The sequence below is a fragment of the Deinococcus aquaedulcis genome (assembly GCF_019693445.1).
Taxonomy (GTDB): Bacteria; Deinococcota; Deinococci; order Deinococcales; family Deinococcaceae; genus Deinococcus; species Deinococcus aquaedulcis.
On the sequence record NZ_JAHRBL010000002.1, the window covers coordinates 154,858 to 169,201 of the forward strand.

At 68.4% G+C, this 14,344-nt stretch carries 14 protein-coding genes; 7 read left to right on the forward strand and 7 right to left on the reverse strand.

What is annotated here, in order from left to right; genetic code table 11:
* Positions 1 to 44: 44 nt before the first annotated feature.
* Positions 45 to 1,280, reverse strand: coding sequence for a serine hydrolase domain-containing protein (locus KMW22_RS03695; RefSeq protein WP_221088682.1), 1,236 nt, complete (start codon positions 1,278 to 1,280; stop codon positions 45 to 47).
* 33 nt (positions 1,281 to 1,313) lie between these two features.
* Here KMW22_RS03695 and KMW22_RS03700 point away from each other — a divergent pair, with 33 nt between their 5' ends.
* Positions 1,314 to 1,793: a hypothetical protein gene (locus KMW22_RS03700; protein WP_221088683.1), complete on the forward strand. Its 480-nt coding sequence runs from the start codon at positions 1,314 to 1,316 to the stop codon at positions 1,791 to 1,793.
* A gap of 206 nt (positions 1,794 to 1,999) precedes the next feature.
* On the opposite strand, the gene nadA is transcribed toward KMW22_RS03700, so the two are convergent.
* The 3 genes from nadA to KMW22_RS03715 form a co-directional block, all read right to left on the reverse strand.
* Complete coding sequence (nadA, locus tag KMW22_RS03705; protein WP_221088684.1) at positions 2,000 to 3,004, reverse strand: quinolinate synthase NadA; 1,005 nt, start codon at positions 3,002 to 3,004, stop codon at positions 2,000 to 2,002.
* Positions 3,001 to 3,843, reverse strand: a complete 843-nt coding sequence (gene nadC, locus KMW22_RS03710; RefSeq protein ID WP_221088685.1) for a carboxylating nicotinate-nucleotide diphosphorylase — start codon at positions 3,841 to 3,843, stop codon at positions 3,001 to 3,003. The genes nadA and nadC overlap by 4 nt, the downstream gene beginning before the upstream one ends.
* A gap of 100 nt (positions 3,844 to 3,943) precedes the next feature.
* Positions 3,944 to 5,482, reverse strand: a complete 1,539-nt coding sequence (locus tag KMW22_RS03715) for an L-aspartate oxidase (RefSeq protein WP_221088686.1) — start codon at positions 5,480 to 5,482, stop codon at positions 3,944 to 3,946.
* 90 nt (positions 5,483 to 5,572) lie between these two features.
* Between KMW22_RS03715 and KMW22_RS19270 the strand changes: the two genes are divergently transcribed.
* From KMW22_RS19270 to KMW22_RS03735, 4 genes are all read left to right on the forward strand, one after another.
* Positions 5,573 to 5,887 carry a hypothetical protein gene (locus KMW22_RS19270; protein WP_235692550.1) on the forward strand — a complete coding sequence of 105 codons (315 nt, stop codon included), beginning with the start codon at positions 5,573 to 5,575 and terminating at the stop codon, positions 5,885 to 5,887.
* A 97-nt stretch (positions 5,888 to 5,984) separates the two neighbouring features.
* A complete protein-coding gene (locus tag KMW22_RS03725; RefSeq protein WP_221088687.1) occupies positions 5,985 to 6,473 on the forward strand; it encodes a Panacea domain-containing protein in 489 nt (162 codons plus the stop codon).
* A 2-nt stretch (positions 6,474 to 6,475) separates the two neighbouring features.
* A complete protein-coding gene (locus tag KMW22_RS03730; RefSeq protein WP_221088688.1) occupies positions 6,476 to 6,886 on the forward strand; it encodes a hypothetical protein in 411 nt (136 codons plus the stop codon).
* A gap of 114 nt (positions 6,887 to 7,000) precedes the next feature.
* Positions 7,001 to 8,533 carry a B12-binding domain-containing radical SAM protein gene (locus KMW22_RS03735; RefSeq protein WP_221088689.1) on the forward strand — a complete coding sequence of 511 codons (1,533 nt, stop codon included), beginning with the start codon at positions 7,001 to 7,003 and terminating at the stop codon, positions 8,531 to 8,533.
* A gap of 238 nt (positions 8,534 to 8,771) precedes the next feature.
* Here KMW22_RS03735 and KMW22_RS03740 read toward each other — a convergent pair whose 3' ends face one another.
* The 3 genes from KMW22_RS03740 to KMW22_RS03750 form a co-directional block, all read right to left on the reverse strand.
* Entirely contained in the window at positions 8,772 to 9,275 is a 504-nt protein-coding gene (locus KMW22_RS03740; protein ID WP_221088690.1) for a hypothetical protein, read from the reverse strand.
* 320 nt (positions 9,276 to 9,595) lie between these two features.
* Positions 9,596 to 10,900 carry an erythromycin esterase family protein gene (locus KMW22_RS03745; RefSeq protein ID WP_221088691.1) on the reverse strand — a complete coding sequence of 435 codons (1,305 nt, stop codon included), beginning with the start codon at positions 10,898 to 10,900 and terminating at the stop codon, positions 9,596 to 9,598.
* A 121-nt stretch (positions 10,901 to 11,021) separates the two neighbouring features.
* Positions 11,022 to 12,380 (reverse strand): esterase/lipase family protein, encoded by a 1,359-nt coding sequence (locus KMW22_RS03750; protein WP_221088692.1) that lies wholly within the window; start codon positions 12,378 to 12,380, stop codon positions 11,022 to 11,024.
* Between the two features lie 330 nt (positions 12,381 to 12,710).
* Between KMW22_RS03750 and KMW22_RS03755 the strand changes: the two genes are divergently transcribed.
* Positions 12,711 to 13,937: a 3-isopropylmalate dehydratase large subunit gene (locus KMW22_RS03755; protein ID WP_407928420.1), complete on the forward strand. Its 1,227-nt coding sequence runs from the start codon at positions 12,711 to 12,713 to the stop codon at positions 13,935 to 13,937.
* Positions 13,934 to 14,344: a RidA family protein gene (locus tag KMW22_RS03760; RefSeq protein ID WP_221088694.1), complete on the forward strand. Its 411-nt coding sequence runs from the start codon at positions 13,934 to 13,936 to the stop codon at positions 14,342 to 14,344. The genes KMW22_RS03755 and KMW22_RS03760 overlap by 4 nt, the downstream gene beginning before the upstream one ends.

Sequence of the window (14,344 nt, forward strand, 5' to 3'; positions counted from 1 at the left end):
GGTCGCCAGCCCTTCTTCTCTTTAAACGGCACAGGGACAACCCATCAGTCTGTGCGAGCCAGATCTTCCACCCGCTCAAGAAAGTCGGGCCAGCCTGTTACAGGTGTCTGAGCTTCTGGGTGATCCCAGGCCACCTGCCGCACGGCCACGAGTTGCGCTTCCTCATGCACGGCCAGGTACTGCCCCAACCAGCCGTCATGGCAGAAGCCAGTGCGGGGGCCCAGGCATTCCTTGAACCACTGCACGCCTGAAGGGACTTGAGAAGGGTCAAAGTGGAACTGGCGCATCAATGTGGTCAGAGCCGACCGGGAGTGGTTGCCCTGCAGCTGTACCAGGGCTTTTGCCGGCCCCGGGGCGCCGGAGGCTCCAACGGCCTCAACATGGTCTGCGGTGATTTCGTAACGGGCCTGCGCATGCCACAAGGCCCACAGCAGCCCCATGCGCTGGGTGACCGTTGTGGCTGGCTGAATACTGTCATTCAGCCACGCGGCTGAGATCAGTGACCCGCCCCCTGCCCGTGCCAGTTCGCCTAAACGGGCGAGATCACCGCCTGTCAGCGCCAGCCCGCTCATGCCGTGTGGGTGGCCGGCCCGGTCCCGCGTCCAGTGCCACTCGGTGATCCCCAGGGGGCCGAACAGCTCAAGCGCCGCGAAGTCGTCGGCTTTTTGCCCGGTGGCCCGCTCCAGAACCCCACAGATCAGATTGACCGCCTTGTTGTTGTACGCAAAGGTGGTGCCCGGCGCGTGTGACAGCTCGGCACATAGCGCCAGTTGCACAAAATCAGGACTGGGGTAGATCTCTTCGGGCGCTGCTGGCACGTTCTGCAGACCACTGGTATGGGTCAGCAGGTGGCGCAAGGTGATGTGCTTCTTCTGGCCTTGCGCCCACTCTGGATAGAACGTACAGATCGGCACGTCAGGCCCCGGCAGGTACGCCAGGGTCACGGCCCGGCCGACCAGCAGGCTCAGCACCGCCTTGGTGACACTCATGGTTTCCAGAGGCCGCCGGCCTCTGCCGTCGCAAACCTCGTCAAGCAGCACTTGACCGCGCTGCATGACCACCAGGGTGCTGGTGTTGGTCGCTCGGGCTTTCTCCAACAGACGGTCCAGTTGGGCTTGGGTGGGCATCCTGACAGCCTTAGGCTGAGCAATGTGATCGCCAAGGCCCAGAATCAGATTGAAGGCCCACCTGATTTTTCTCTGCTGCTGAAAGCGGAGTACCGCATCCTCCTGGCCCGCTGTTACCTCCAGCCGCAGACCGTGACAGCCCTGGCCCGCCACAGTGGGGCCAAGCCCAATACCGTGTACAGGCGCGTGCAGAGGCTGGTGCAGGCGGGCGTATTGATGGTGGCGTACGAGCAGAAGCGGGCGGGGAAAATCGTCAAGGCCTACGCCCCCGCACAGGACACCTTCGATATTCCCTTCCACATGACGCCGTTTTCTTCCTTTGCGGAGTACATGACCGGTCGGCTGAGCGAGACGCTGCGCATGAATCTCGAAAAAGCCTATGAACGACTGGATCTTCAGGAGCCGCAGATCAGCCTTCGGGTCTTCTGCCGGCAGGGTGTGATGCAGCTTGATCCGGTCTGGGGGACATGGACGACTGCGGAGACCCATCACCACCTGTTCGCAGCGGCCACGACCCTAAGCCGCTGGGTCCCGTTGCAGCTGACTCAAGCCGAACTTCAGGCGCTTCAGGCTGACCTGGAGGCTCTGACAGCCCGCTACTACCGGCCGTTTGAAGAGGGTGACCGTCAAACAGCTGCCCTGGGCCTTTTTCTGCTTCCGAATTGACAGGCCACGAGGACAGGACCTGCGGATGGACAACCTTACCGCCCAAGCGGCGGCACAGCGCGGGTCAGCGCATGTTCAGAGGGCCACGCGGCCCCTTCGGCTCCATTGGCCTGAATGTGGTGGTCCAGGGCTGTGAACCGGCGCGCTGGCCTACGCAAGCGGGACCTGAGTCATAACGGCTCAGGTCCCGCTTTTTCCCAGCACTCTTAGCCAATCGCCAGCATGCGTTCAATGGGCTTCAGGGCCCGGACGCGAATCTCCTCGGGCACTGTCACGCGCGGCTGCAGGTTCACGAGGCTGTCGCGGATGTTCTCCAGCGTGATCATCTTCATGTACTCGCAGCAGGCCGTGCGGCTGACCGGAATGAAGGTCTTGTCCGGCACGTCCTTTTCCAACCGCGTGACCATGCCCGTTTCGGTCACCACAATGAATTCCTGCGCGGGGCTGGTTTTGGCGCGGCCAATCATCCCCTCGGTGGAGTAGAGCTGCAGTTCAGGAATGGCGCCCAGAATCTTGCTGGAGCAGCCGCATTCTGGGTGAATCAGCAGTTCGGCGTCCGGGTAGGCGGCCTGCTGGCCCTGCACGTCTTCGGGGCGGATGGCCTCGTGGACGTGGCAGGCGCCGTCCCACACGTCCATCTGGCGGCCCGTTTCGCGGATCACATGGGCGGCGAGGTAGCGGTCCGGGGCAAATAGGACGGGTACCCCTTCCGGGAGGCTCTGCACGACCTGCACGGCGTTGCCGCTGGTGACGCAGTAGTCCGAAACGGCCTTCACGTCGGCGGTGGTGTTCACGTAGGTCACGACCAGCCCGCCGGGGTTCTGCGCCTTCCAGTCGCGGATGCCTTGGGCGGTCAGTGTGTCGGCGAGCGAGCAGCCCGCGCGCAGGTCCGGCAGCAGGACGGTCTTTTCTGGGTTCAGGATCGCGGCGGTTTCGGCCATGAAGTGCACGCCCGCAAACACGATCACCTGGGCGTCGGTCTTCGCGGCCTGGCGGGAGAGGCCCAGCGAGTCGCCCACGAAGTCGGCGATCTGCTGCACCTCCGGGCGCTGGTAGTTGTGGGCCAGAATGACCGCGTTCTTTTCCCGGCGCAGGCGCTCGATATCGGCGCGCAGCGCGGCCTCATCGGGCAGAACTTGCAGCTGCAGCAGGTCGCGGTGCGGCACCTGGGGGCGCGGCACCACCGGGGTGGGTTCGTTGAGACTCTTCATGGTTGGTCCTCGGGCTGAAAGTTCAGGCTGATGTCCAGGGCGGGGGCCGAATGGGTCAGGGCGCCGGCGCTCACGAAGTCCACGCCGCTTTCCTGCACGCGGGGCAGGCGTTCCAGGGTCATGTTGCCGCTGGCTTCCAGGGTCACGTGGGGGGCCACGCGGTCACGCAGGGACACCGCCTCGGCCAGCAGGGCGTCGTTCATGTTGTCCAGCAGCACGCGGTCCGCGCCTGCGCGCAAGGCTTCTTCCAGCCCCGGCAGGTCCGGCACCTCGCACTCCACCTTCAGCAGGTACGCGTGGTCGCGGGCGCGGCGAATCGCCTCGGCAATGCCGCCCGCCGCCGCCACATGGTTGTCCTTGATCAGGATGCCGTCGTCCAGCCCGGCGCGGTGGTTGAAGCCGCCGCCGTCGCGCACCGCCTGCTTTTCCAGGTCGCGCCACAGCGGGGTGGTCTTGCGGGTGTCCAGCAGGCGCGTGCGGCCTTCGCCCAGCGCGTCCACATACCGCCGCGTCTGGGTCGCCACGCCGCTCAGGCGCTGCAGGAGGTTCAGGGCCAGCCGCTCGCCAGTGAGCAGGCTGCGTGCCGGGCCCGCCAGGGTGCCAAACACGCCGCGTTCGCGCGCCTCGCCGTCGCGGGCGGTCCAGGTGACGGTGACGCGCTCGTCCACCAGGGCGAACACGCGCGCCGCCACCTCCAGGCCGCTCAGTACCCCGGGCTCTTTCAGCAGGAACTCGGCGCGGGCCGGCTGGCCTGCAGGAATGGTCGCCAGTGTGGTGGCGTCGCCGCGCCCAATGTCCTCGGCCAGGGCGGCGCGCAGGCGGTCATCCAGGCTCAGCATGACCGGCCCGGGACAGGACGCGGGGGAAGAAGAGAGAGAGAACGCACGGGCAGAACCCTAGCGCATTCGCCGGAAGCGGGCATGCAGGTGTGCGTGCCCTTCACCGGACCCCCACCGCCAGCCCCACAGGAACCTCGCGCAGGACCGGCTGGCCGTCGCGGCCCTGCCCCCAGACGGTGTGCCTGGGGGGCGTGGTCTCGGCGGGAAAGTCGGTGCGGCAGTGTCCGCCGCGCGACTCCTCGCGGGCCAGGGCCGCGCGCAGCACCAGCTCTCCCAGGGTGGCGAGGTGCCCGGCTTCCAGGCTGGCGCGGGTGACGTGGGGCGCGGCCGGCCACGCCCAGTCCGCCAGCGCGGCCTCCAGGTCCACTGCGTTGCGGCGCAGCCCCGCCGCCCGGTCCATCACGGCGCGCAGCCTGGGCAGGCAGGCGGGGTCCACCCCGGCCAGAGGGGGCGCCTCGCCATCGTCCTGGGGCGTGCGCAACTCGGCCAGGGCAGCGCGGGCGGCCCGCGCGCCGAACACCAGCCCTTCCGAGAGGCTGTTGCTGGCCAGCCGGTTGGCGCCGTGCAGACCGCTGGACGCCACCTCGCCCGCCGCGTACAGGCCCGGCACCGTAGCGCGGCCGTCCACATCGGTCTGCACGCCGCCCATCGTGTAGTGCACGGCCGGGCGCACCGGGATGGGGTCGGTGCCCGGATTCAGCCCCCAGCGGCCCAGCGATTCGGTGACGGTGGGAAAGCGCGCGTGAACGAACGCCTCGCCCAGATGGCGTAGGTCCAGCCACACGCCGCCCGTGGCCGCCATTTCGGCGGCAATGGCGCGCGCCACCACGTCGCGCGGGGCCAGTTCCAGCGCCTCGTCGTAGCGGGCCATGAAGCGCTCGCCCCGGGCATTCAGCAGCTGTCCGCCCTCGCCGCGCGCCGCCTCGGTTACCAGCTGGGCCTCGTGGCCGCGCACCACGGCGGTGGGGTGAAACTGCACGAATTCCAGATCCCGCAAGTGGGCGCCTGCCGCCCAGGCCAGCCCCACGCCGTCGCCGGTGCCCTCGGGGGGGGCCGTGGTCACGCCGAACAGGCGCCCAAAGCCCCCGGTGGCCAGGAGCACGGCGCCCGCCCGCACCCGCAGCGGCCCGGCCGGGGTCAGCAGGTCGGCGCCCACCACCCGCCCGCCCGAGCGGCGCAGCGTCTGCACAAAGGCCCCCTCCTGGACCTGCAGGGCCGGCCCCTGCCCCGCGCGCAGGGCCGTGCTCAGCGCGAGGCTGACCGCGTGCCCGGTGGCGTCGCCAGTGTGGCGAATCCGGGCGCGGCTGTGGCCGCCTTCCAGCGTCACATGGGGGGAAAAGGTCACGCCCAGGTCGCGCAGGGTGTCCACCTGGGTGCGGGCCTCGCGCACGAAGACGGCCACCGCATCGGGTTCGCACAGGCCCCGGCCCGCCTTCAGGGTGTCGGCGGCGTGGCTGGCCTCGTCGCCGCTCTCCACGGGCGCGGCCACGCCGCCCTGCGCCCAGCGGGTCGAGCCGCCACTCAGCGCGCCCTTGCAGGCCAGCAGGACGTCCGCGCCGTAGCTGCGCGCCGTCAGGGCCGCGTAGGCCCCGGCCACACCGCCGCCCACCACCAAGAGCTCGGTCTCGACTGTGTTCACAACTGCCCAGGGTAGGGCAGACAGGGCCCGGTCAGGTGTCACTGCGGCGCTGAACAGTGGGTCAGGAGCACACACTGCTAGACTGCCCCCATGACGCGCGTTCTGCTGGCCCTGGCGGGCGTGGTGTTGCTGGCGGTTACGGCGCTGGCGCTGGTATGGCTGCTGGGCCAGCTGCTGACCGGGCTCGGCATCTTTATCGTGGGCGCGGCTGGCGTGCTGGGGCGCCTGCTGTGGTTCTTGCTGGTCGCGGGGGGGCTCTCGGGGCTGGTGTACTTCGTGGCCAGCGCGTGGCGCCCCGGCACGCGGCTCACCGGGACCCCGGCGCCCGGCGCCCGGCCCCACCGGGCGGCCCAGACGGTGCCCACCCCCGCCTCACCTGAACCGGCCCCCGAGGCCCGCTCCTGATAGGCGCGGCGTCCCTGCCCCGGCGTTCCCCCGGCGCCTGAGCGCAAGCCCTTCTGGCCCAAACGTGTTACGCTGCAGACAGAAAGGAGGCCTGCCCATGACCATCGCCATCACCAACCCGCAGCGCACCGGCTACGCCGCCGAAGTGGTGGCGAACGCCTTTCTGGAACTGGCCCGGGAAGAGGGCCGCCCCCTGACCCAGATGCAGGTGCACAAGCTGGTGTTTATCGCCCACGGCTTTACCCTGGCGCTGTTGGGCCGACCGCTGATTTACAACACCGTGCACGCGTGGCGCGGCGGGCCGGTGGTGCGCCGGCTGTGGCAGCTGTGGGGCGAGCGCGGCACCCAACCCATTGAGGGCCGCCTGCACGTGGCCCAGGGCGAACCCGAGCTGGGTGGCGACCCCGAGGCGCTGGACGTGATTCGCAGTGTCTGGGCCGCTTACGGCCAGATGGACGGCCTGGAACTGTCGCGCCTGACCCACCGGCCCGGCAGTCCCTGGTCCCAGATTTACGGGCAGGCCCCCGACCTCATTCCCGATCAGGTCACGCGCGAGTACTACACGGCCCTGGCCCGCAGCGCCTGACCGTGACGCGCCCCGACGCGGCTGCCCCACCTGCCGCAGAGCCGGACAGCACCTCGGCCACCATTGCGCGGGCCGTGCAGCACAGCCTGGAAGCCGAGCGGCGCGACCTGCCCACCCAGGCCGAACTGGAACGCCGCACCCGCGAACTGCGCTACCGCGAAGCCGTGGACCAGCGCTGGCTGCGCCTGGGGGTGGGGGCCATCGTGTTTCTGCTGTCTGCAGGCTGGCTGGCCGCCGACATCGTGCTGACGCTGGCCGTGGGCTGGGGACAGCTGGGGGGGCGGGCTTTCAAGCTCGATAGCACGGTCGTGGTGGCCTTTCTGACCACCAGCACCGCCACGGTCATTGGCCTGTTCCTGGTGTTCCTGCGCTGGCTGTACCCGCAGGGGGCCGCGCCGCCCGGCGGGGCGTGAGCCGCCCGACAGTTCATGTAGGAAAATGCGGTAAAATCGCAGATTGTGACGCGCGCCGCCTGAGCCCTCTTCTTCAAGGCTCCCCTTGGGCGCGGGCCACGTCCCGGAGGACCCTTGAGTTACTGGCGCACCACCTTAAAACCCCTGCTGGATGCCGAAACCGGCACCATCTTCAAACAGGCCCCCATCCGCGTGACCCTGGCTTTCCCCAACCGCTACAGCGTGGGCATGGCCTCGCTGGGCTATCAGGTCATCTACCGCATGTTCAATCAGGAAGAAGGCGTGGCCTGCGAGCGTGCCTTCCTGCCCGACGATGTAGATGCCTTTGAGCGCACCGGCCAGGCGCTGCCCACGGTGGAAACCGGGCGCGACGCCGGCGACTGCCAGCTGTTCGCCCTGAGCGTGTCCTTTGAGCTGGACCTGACGAACATCATCCGCACGCTGGACGTGGCGGGGCTGCAGCCCCTGCGCGAGGAGCGCGACGACACCGACGCCCTGGTGATGATCGGCGGCCCCTTCACCAGTTCCAACCCCTACCCTCTGACGCCCTTTGCCGACATCATCATCATTGGCGACGGCGAGCAGATTGTGCCGGTGATCAGCGAGGCGCTGCGCGAGGCGAGCAGCCGTGAGGACTTCTACGACCTCGTGGACGGCATGCCCGGCATCTTCCTGCCGGCGCGCCACGCGCACGAGCCCAAGTGGGCCACCGCGCCCAAGGAACTGCTCCCCGCCTACAGCCAGATCGTGACCCCGCACAGCGAGCTGAGCAACATGTTTCTGGTGGAAGCCCAGCGCGGCTGCCCCCGTCCCTGTACCTTCTGCCTGGCCCGGACGATGTACGGGCCCAACCGCAACAACCAGGCCCAGGAACTGCTGGACACCATCCCCGACTGGGTGGAGAAGGTGGGGCTGGTGGGCGCGGCCCTCAGTGACTTTCCGCATACCAAGTATGTGGGCCGCGTGCTGACCGACCGGGGCATCAAGCTGGGGGTCAGCAGCATTCGCGCCGACACTGTGGACGCCGAACTGGCCGAGATCCTCAAGGCGGGCGGCCTGCGCACCTTCACCGTGGCCAGCGACGCCCCCAGCGAGCGCCTCCGCCGCTGGCTGAAAAAAGGCATCACCACCGAGGACCTCCTCAAGACCGCGCACATCAGCCGCGACCTGGGCTTTAAAGGCATCAAGGTCTATATGATGATCGGCCTGGGCCCGGAGAACGACGACGACATCACCGAGCTGATCGAGTTCACCAAGGAACTGGCGAAGATCAACCGCATTGCGCTGGGCATCAGTCCCTTCGTGCCCAAGCGCCACACGCCGCACTTTGCCGACCCCTTTGCGGGCGTGCAGACCATCGAAAAGCGCATGAAGCGCATTCAGAAGGAGCTGCGCACCACCGCCGAACTGCGCAACGTGTCGGCCAAGTGGGCCTGGGTGGAAAGCGTAATTGCGCGCGGCGGCCCCGAGGTGGGTATGGCGGCGTACCAGATCTACCGCAATGAGAGCATTGGCGCCTGGAAAAAGGCCCTGGAAGAAGTGGGCTGGAGCGACGAATTCGAGGCGAACATGCCCACCATCGGCCTGCCGCCCGGGCAGTACGAGAGCAAGGACGTCAGCGCCCACGCGCAGGGCCTGGCGATTTAAAAGCCTTCCCAAGACACCTGTGTGAGAGCCCCGCCGAAGGTGGCGGGGTTTTTGCTGTCTGGGTCAGGCGGAGGCTGTGCCCACGCCAGTTGCACCGATGCTCTCCGTCTTCCGGGCAGACAGGCACTTCTCTGCACAGCCATGTTTTGAGGCTGCAGGAGTGGTGCGCCCCGCCCGGTACGCCATCGGCAACCCCAACCGGGCGCCGATGGAGGACACGGTCAACTGCCCGGCCGGCTCAGGATTCTTCCGCTGGGGCAGGTTCCACCTCGTAGGAAGCGCACACCCGTTCAGCATCCGCGCGGTCGGCGGCGCTCACCTCTGCCGACCGGATACGGACGAGGCAGGATTTCCAGAGGCCTAGGCCCGGCACGGGTTCGTTCCAGAGCAGGGTGGAATGGCTCCTGGCAAAGCGGTGTTCTTCCACCTGCGCCGCGCCCACGGTGCGCCGGATGACCTGGGCATTGCTGTACAGGGGCCAGGGCTTCTGGTGCAGCCCAAAGGTCACCTCGTCGAGAGAGGAATGCGTCAGGCCGTCGCGGCGCTCGTATTCCGTGCCCAGCGACCCCGCGCTGGTCTGGACCAGATCGGGGGAGAAAGTGGCGGTGGCAGGGTAACGTTTGCCTGTCTCGGACACCGTCACCTCGAAGGCGGTGGCCTGCCAGTCAGGCTCCTGACCGCAGGCCCCCAGCAGGGTGAGCAGGCCAAGCAACGCGGCGCCCAGGGCGTAGAAGCGCCTCATAGTGCTCCAGCCTAGCGGGGCCGCCGAGTTCTGTTGACCAAAGATGCCTGTCCCTCAGCGGTCAAAGGCCTAAAACCAGTGATCAGTGCCTCAGACCGTTTTTAAGTCTGCTGAAGGGGCCGTGACGAAAGGATTGTTTGGGAGGTTAACGCGCTCACCTTTCGCTGCGGCGCAGCTTTCCAGGCCCCGGGCTCTGCGGCGCAGTTCTCCAGGTACGTTGCAAAAGCGAAGAAAAACAGCGTGTTTGTCGGACCCAATTAGGCGGAATCCTGAACCTACCCACACTCTCAAGTAGCGGCCCGGTCTCTACAGTCTCACCCTCACTGCCCGCTGGGGTAGGTGTCGGGCAACTCGCCCTCATCGCTCCCACTCCCCGCGTCCAGCGGCACCAGCGCGGCTGTCTGGTCCAGGTGCAGTAGCGCGTCGTACTGCTCGGGCAGGCGGGTGTGGTAGTAGTGGCTCTGGCGTTCAGTTTCGGGGCGGTAGATCACGCCGATAAAGCGCTGCAGCCGCTCGGCCTGCAGGGCCCCGGGCACCTCGCCCTGCAGGTCCAGCCAGAAGTCGCCCACGCCCAGGTCATGCAGCGCGGCTTCTACACTGCCGGCCAGCGCTGGGAGCACCCCCTTAACCCGTCCAGGCTGGCCCCAGTCGTCGGCAGCCAGCACCTCGCCGCTGTGGGTGCTCTGGCCCAGAATGAAGGTCTGCCCTGCATGGCGCTCCCGCAGGTACTGACCCAGGTTTTCCTGGCCCTGGCGCCAGCTGACCTCAGTGGCCCGCGCGTCCCCCAGGTGCGAGTTGTGGGCCCACACCACGATCCGGGGCTCCAGGCCCTGGGCCCGCTGGTGCTCGGCCAGGGCGTCCACCGTGTCGGCCATGTGGGTGTCGCGCAGGTTCCAGGTGTCCACGCGGCCCCGGAACATCTCGCGGTAATAGCGCTCGGCGTTCAGGGCCAGCCGGGCGTTCTGCTCGGCGTAGAACAGGTCGTCGCCCGCCAGCAGGTCCGGGCCGTGGGTCTGGGCCTCGCGGCGCTGCAGCTCCAGCAGCTGGGCCACCGCCTCGTCCTCACAGGGCTCGTCCACCCCGTAGGCCGTGGCCAGCCCGTAACTCTGGGGGTCGTCGCCGTAAGGTTCAAAGCAGCTGTAGCGCTGCCGGGCACGCTGCGCGGCCGCTGGGTCCACGCCGTCCAGGTACGCCACCACCGCGTCCATGGAGCGGTGCAGGCTGTACAGGTCAATGCCGTAAAACCCCGCCTGTGCCTGCGGTCGGCGCTCGTTGTGGCCGCGCAGCCACGTGACGAAGTCGCGCACGTCCTCGTTGCGCCACATCCAGCGCGGAAAGCGCCCAAAGTCCCCCAGGGCCTGGGCGGCGCTGTGGTCGCCGTTCTGGCCGCGCACGTAGCGGTTGACCCGGTAGGCGTCAGGCCAGTCGGCTTCCACGGCCACGGCGGTAAACCCATGCTCCTCAATCAGGCGCCGGGTCAGCGCGGCGCGCTCGCGGTAGAACTCGTGGGTGCCGTGCGAGGCTTCCCCGATCAGCACGAAGCGCCGCGCCCCCATGCGGGCCAGCAGCGGGTCGTAGGCCCCAGGCTCACTCAGGGGATGCAGGCCGGGCAGGGCAGAGGACATGCCTCCACCTTGCCCAGCGCCTAGCCGGGTGCGGATCGGTGAAGCCTAAAGCCGGGCTGACCGAACGCCCACCGCAGGCCGCAAAGAGCTCAACGGTTCCCCAAGAGTGCCCCCCGGGCCGTCAGTTCTGGTTCGCCAGGAACGCCGCCTGGTTGCGGTAAAAGGCCTTGACGTCCCGGAACGACAGATTGCCCGTGATGTCAATGTGGTCGTAGCCGTTCACCCGGCCCAGGCGGTACCACGTGCCCGGCAGGGTGGCGCCGCCGCTGTAGGCCACGCTGCTTTCGTTCAGGGGCGCGTTCATGGATTTGCCCGGCACAATGCCGTCGTTGGCCCACCAGCTCCGGTCATAGGTCACGGCCCCGCCGGGGCTTCGTCCGCCGATGTTGCCCAGCCCCGGGTTCAGGGGGGGCGCGTAAGGAAAAGCCACGGCCGACAGCACCGGGTTCATGGTGAGGTTGGGGTAGTGCCAGCCACTGAGCAGGCCCGGAGTGGTGGCGTTCGTCTCCCAGGAAAAGTAACGGGTGGTGCGGCTGCGGCCCAGCCAGCGGTTGAGTTCGGCTGCGCCGTCGGGGCCCAGGTCCCAGGCGGCCTGGTCCTTGCTGGTCCACACGCGCGAGGCGAAGACGCGGTTCTGGTAGGTGCTGAAACGCTCGCCGGGCGCGCGGCTCAGGCCCCACTGCCCCAGGTCAAAGTTGTAGACAAAGTTCTCGGGGTCGGCGGCGCCCACGCTGGCGGCAAAGGCCAGAATCAGGTTCTTGAACATGGGCACCGCTGCCTGCAGGGTGTCGGCCGCCGGGCTGCCGCTGTTGGGGCTGCTGACGGTCATCACGCTGCGCACCCAGCCCGCGCGCCCGCCCGTGAACAGGCCGCCGCTGCCCGCGTTGACCGGATGGCCGTCGTCCAGCAGCTTGACCAGGGTGCGGGCGGTCTGGCCCCCCATCGAATGCCCCAGCAGGTTCACCGGGTGATTGGCGTCCCACTGCGGATAGAAGCCGGGGTAACACTTGGTGCTGTCGGTGCGGGCGTGGCCGTGCTGCGCCGCGTGCGCCGCGCCGTAGTCCACGCACCCGCCCTTGATCTGCGCGTACAGCTCGGCGGCGCGGTCCCAGTTGCTGCTCACCGGGCCCAGGCTGGCAGTAAAGACCCGGTAGCCCTGGGCGCGCAGATCTTCTTGCACATCCAGCAGCCCGCCCCAGTAGCGCAGCCCCAGCGCCTCGTCACGCCCGAAGCCCCCCAGGCCATGCACCAGGATCAGCGGCACGCTCTTGTCCAGCACCTGCGCCGTCATCCCCCGGCCGCCCGGGTAGGTGCGGCTCAGGTCGGTCATGGGCGCGGGGGTGGCGGTGGGCTCGGGCGGGGTGGGGGTGGCCGCCGCGTGCAGGGCGGGCTCGGGGGCCGCCGCCGGGGTGGCGCAGCCAGCCAGCAGGCCAGCCGTGACGGTCAGGGCAAGGAGCAGGAAGGAACGTGAACCAGTCATGGGGCTCCCAGGGGGCCGCCCACCAGGGCACGGTGCAGGCGCCCGCGCCGGTCACCGCTGACCACACGCAGCCGCGCGCCCCGGGGCGGCGAGGTTGGATTTTTGGTACAGGATGCACTGTGGCACACAGCTGACCCGCTGTCTTGACCCGGGTTCAAAACAGAGGAAAAGCGCACCGTGGGTGGGGGAGGGGGCGCGTCGGCCATGACAAGAGCCCATTCTTACCTTGGCGATTGAAAACAATTTTGTTCCTATTCCAATCAATCTCACGCTCCTGGCGTGGGCAGGCGGCATTATGGGCGCATGACAGGTGTCAGCAGGCCGCAAACCATGGCGGAGAAAATTCTGTCCAGGCGGGGCGGGCGTCCGGTGTATGCCGGGGACCTCGCCGTGGTGGAAGTGGATCAGGTGATGGTGGTGGATTCCATTGCCCAGAGCTTTATTGAGCGCATGACGCGCGACCTGGGGGCCCAGCCCAGGTTCCCAGAGCGCGTGAGCATCGTGATTGACCATGTGGCCCCGGCCAGCACCGTGAGCGTGGCGCAGGCGCAGAAAGAGGCCCGCGAATACGCCGCCCAGACCGGCGTGCGGCTGTTCGACGTAGGGCGGGGCATCTGCCATCAGGTGCTGGTGGAAGAGGGACTGGCGCGCCCGGGCTGGATTGTGCTGGGCAGCGACAGCCACTCCACGACCTACGGCGCGGTGGCGGCGTTCGGCACCGGCATGGGCGCCACCGACATCGCTCTGGCCGCCGCCAGCGGCAAGACGTGGCTGAAGGTGCCCGAGAGCGTGAAAGTCACCCTGCACGGCGAGGTGCGCCCCGGTGTGGGCGCCAAGGACGTGGCCCTGGAGATGATCCGGGTGCTGGGGGCCGACGGCGCCACCTACCAGAGCATCGAAATCCATGCCGGGGACCGCTTCACGCGCGGCGAGCGCATGACCCTGGCGAACCTGTGCGTGGAAGCGGGCGCCAAGACCGGCCTCGTGGTGCCGGGCGGCGAGATTCTGGCCGGTTACGACGTGCCCGACTGGGTGTACCCCGACCCCGGCGCCCTCTATGTCCGTGAACTCGAAATCGATCTCTCCAGTCTCGCGCCCCGCATGAGCGCCCCCAGCGAGGTGGACAACGTGCACGACGTGGCCGCGCTGCGCGGCCTGAAGGTGGATCAGGTGTTTATCGGCACCTGCACCAATGGGCGCCTGGAAGACCTGCACGCGGCGGCGGCGGTGCTGCGCGGGCAGCGGGTGGCCCCAGGCACGCGGCTGCTGGTGATTCCCGCCAGCAGCGAGGTGATGGAGCAGGCGATGGCCGACGGCACCCTGCTGACCTTGCAGCGGGCCGGGGCGGTGCTGGGCACCCCCGGCTGCGGGCCCTGCATGGGCCGCCACCAGGGCGTGCTGGCCCCCGGCGAGGTCTGCGTGAGCACCAGCAACCGCAATTTCATTGGCCGCATGGGCGACAAGGACGCGCAGATTTACCTCGCCAGCCCGGCGGTGGCGGCGGCCACGGCGGTTCGCGGCGTGATCGCCCTGCCCGAAGACGTGGGGGCCGCGTGAGCGAGACCATCTTTCATAGCCCCGACACGCTGCCCCAGGCCCCGGGCTACACCCCGGCGGTGGAGGTGCGCGGTGGCCGCACCCTGTACATTTCCGGCCAGGTGGCGCTGAATGCCGGGGGCGAACTCGTGGGCCCCGGCGACTTTGAGGCCCAGGCCCGGCAGTGTTTTCAGAACGTGGCGCACGCGCTGGCAGCGGCCGACATGACGTTTGCCGATGTGGTCAAGCTGGGTCTGTACGTGCTGGACATGGCCGGGTTGCCGACCCTGCGCCGCGTGCGCGACGACTTCGTGAACACGGCCCAGCCCCCGGCCAGCACCTTGGTTCAGGTGAGTGCCTTTTTCCGGCCTGACGTGCTGGTGGAAGTCGAGGCGGTGGCGGTGGCCCCGCTGGAAAGGAGGGCCTGA

Coding starts and splice junctions, on each gene's coding strand:
- nadA (WP_221088684.1), bottom strand. CDS start 3,004: ATGAAGAGTCTCAACGAACCCACCCCGGTGGTGCCGCGCCCCCAGGTG.
- nadC (WP_221088685.1), bottom strand. CDS start 3,843: ATGCTGAGCCTGGATGACCGCCTGCGCGCCGCCCTGGCCGAGGACATT.
- KMW22_RS19270 (WP_235692550.1), top strand. CDS start 5,573: ATGACGCGCGTTCTGCTGGCCCTGGCGGGCGTGGTGTTGCTGGCGGTT.
- KMW22_RS03725 (WP_221088687.1), top strand. CDS start 5,985: ATGACCATCGCCATCACCAACCCGCAGCGCACCGGCTACGCCGCCGAA.
- KMW22_RS03740 (WP_221088690.1), bottom strand. CDS start 9,275: ATGAGGCGCTTCTACGCCCTGGGCGCCGCGTTGCTTGGCCTGCTCACC.
- KMW22_RS03745 (WP_221088691.1), bottom strand. CDS start 10,900: ATGTCCTCTGCCCTGCCCGGCCTGCATCCCCTGAGTGAGCCTGGGGCC.
- KMW22_RS03750 (WP_221088692.1), bottom strand. CDS start 12,380: ATGACTGGTTCACGTTCCTTCCTGCTCCTTGCCCTGACCGTCACGGCT.
- KMW22_RS03755 (WP_407928420.1), top strand. CDS start 12,711: ATGGCGGAGAAAATTCTGTCCAGGCGGGGCGGGCGTCCGGTGTATGCC.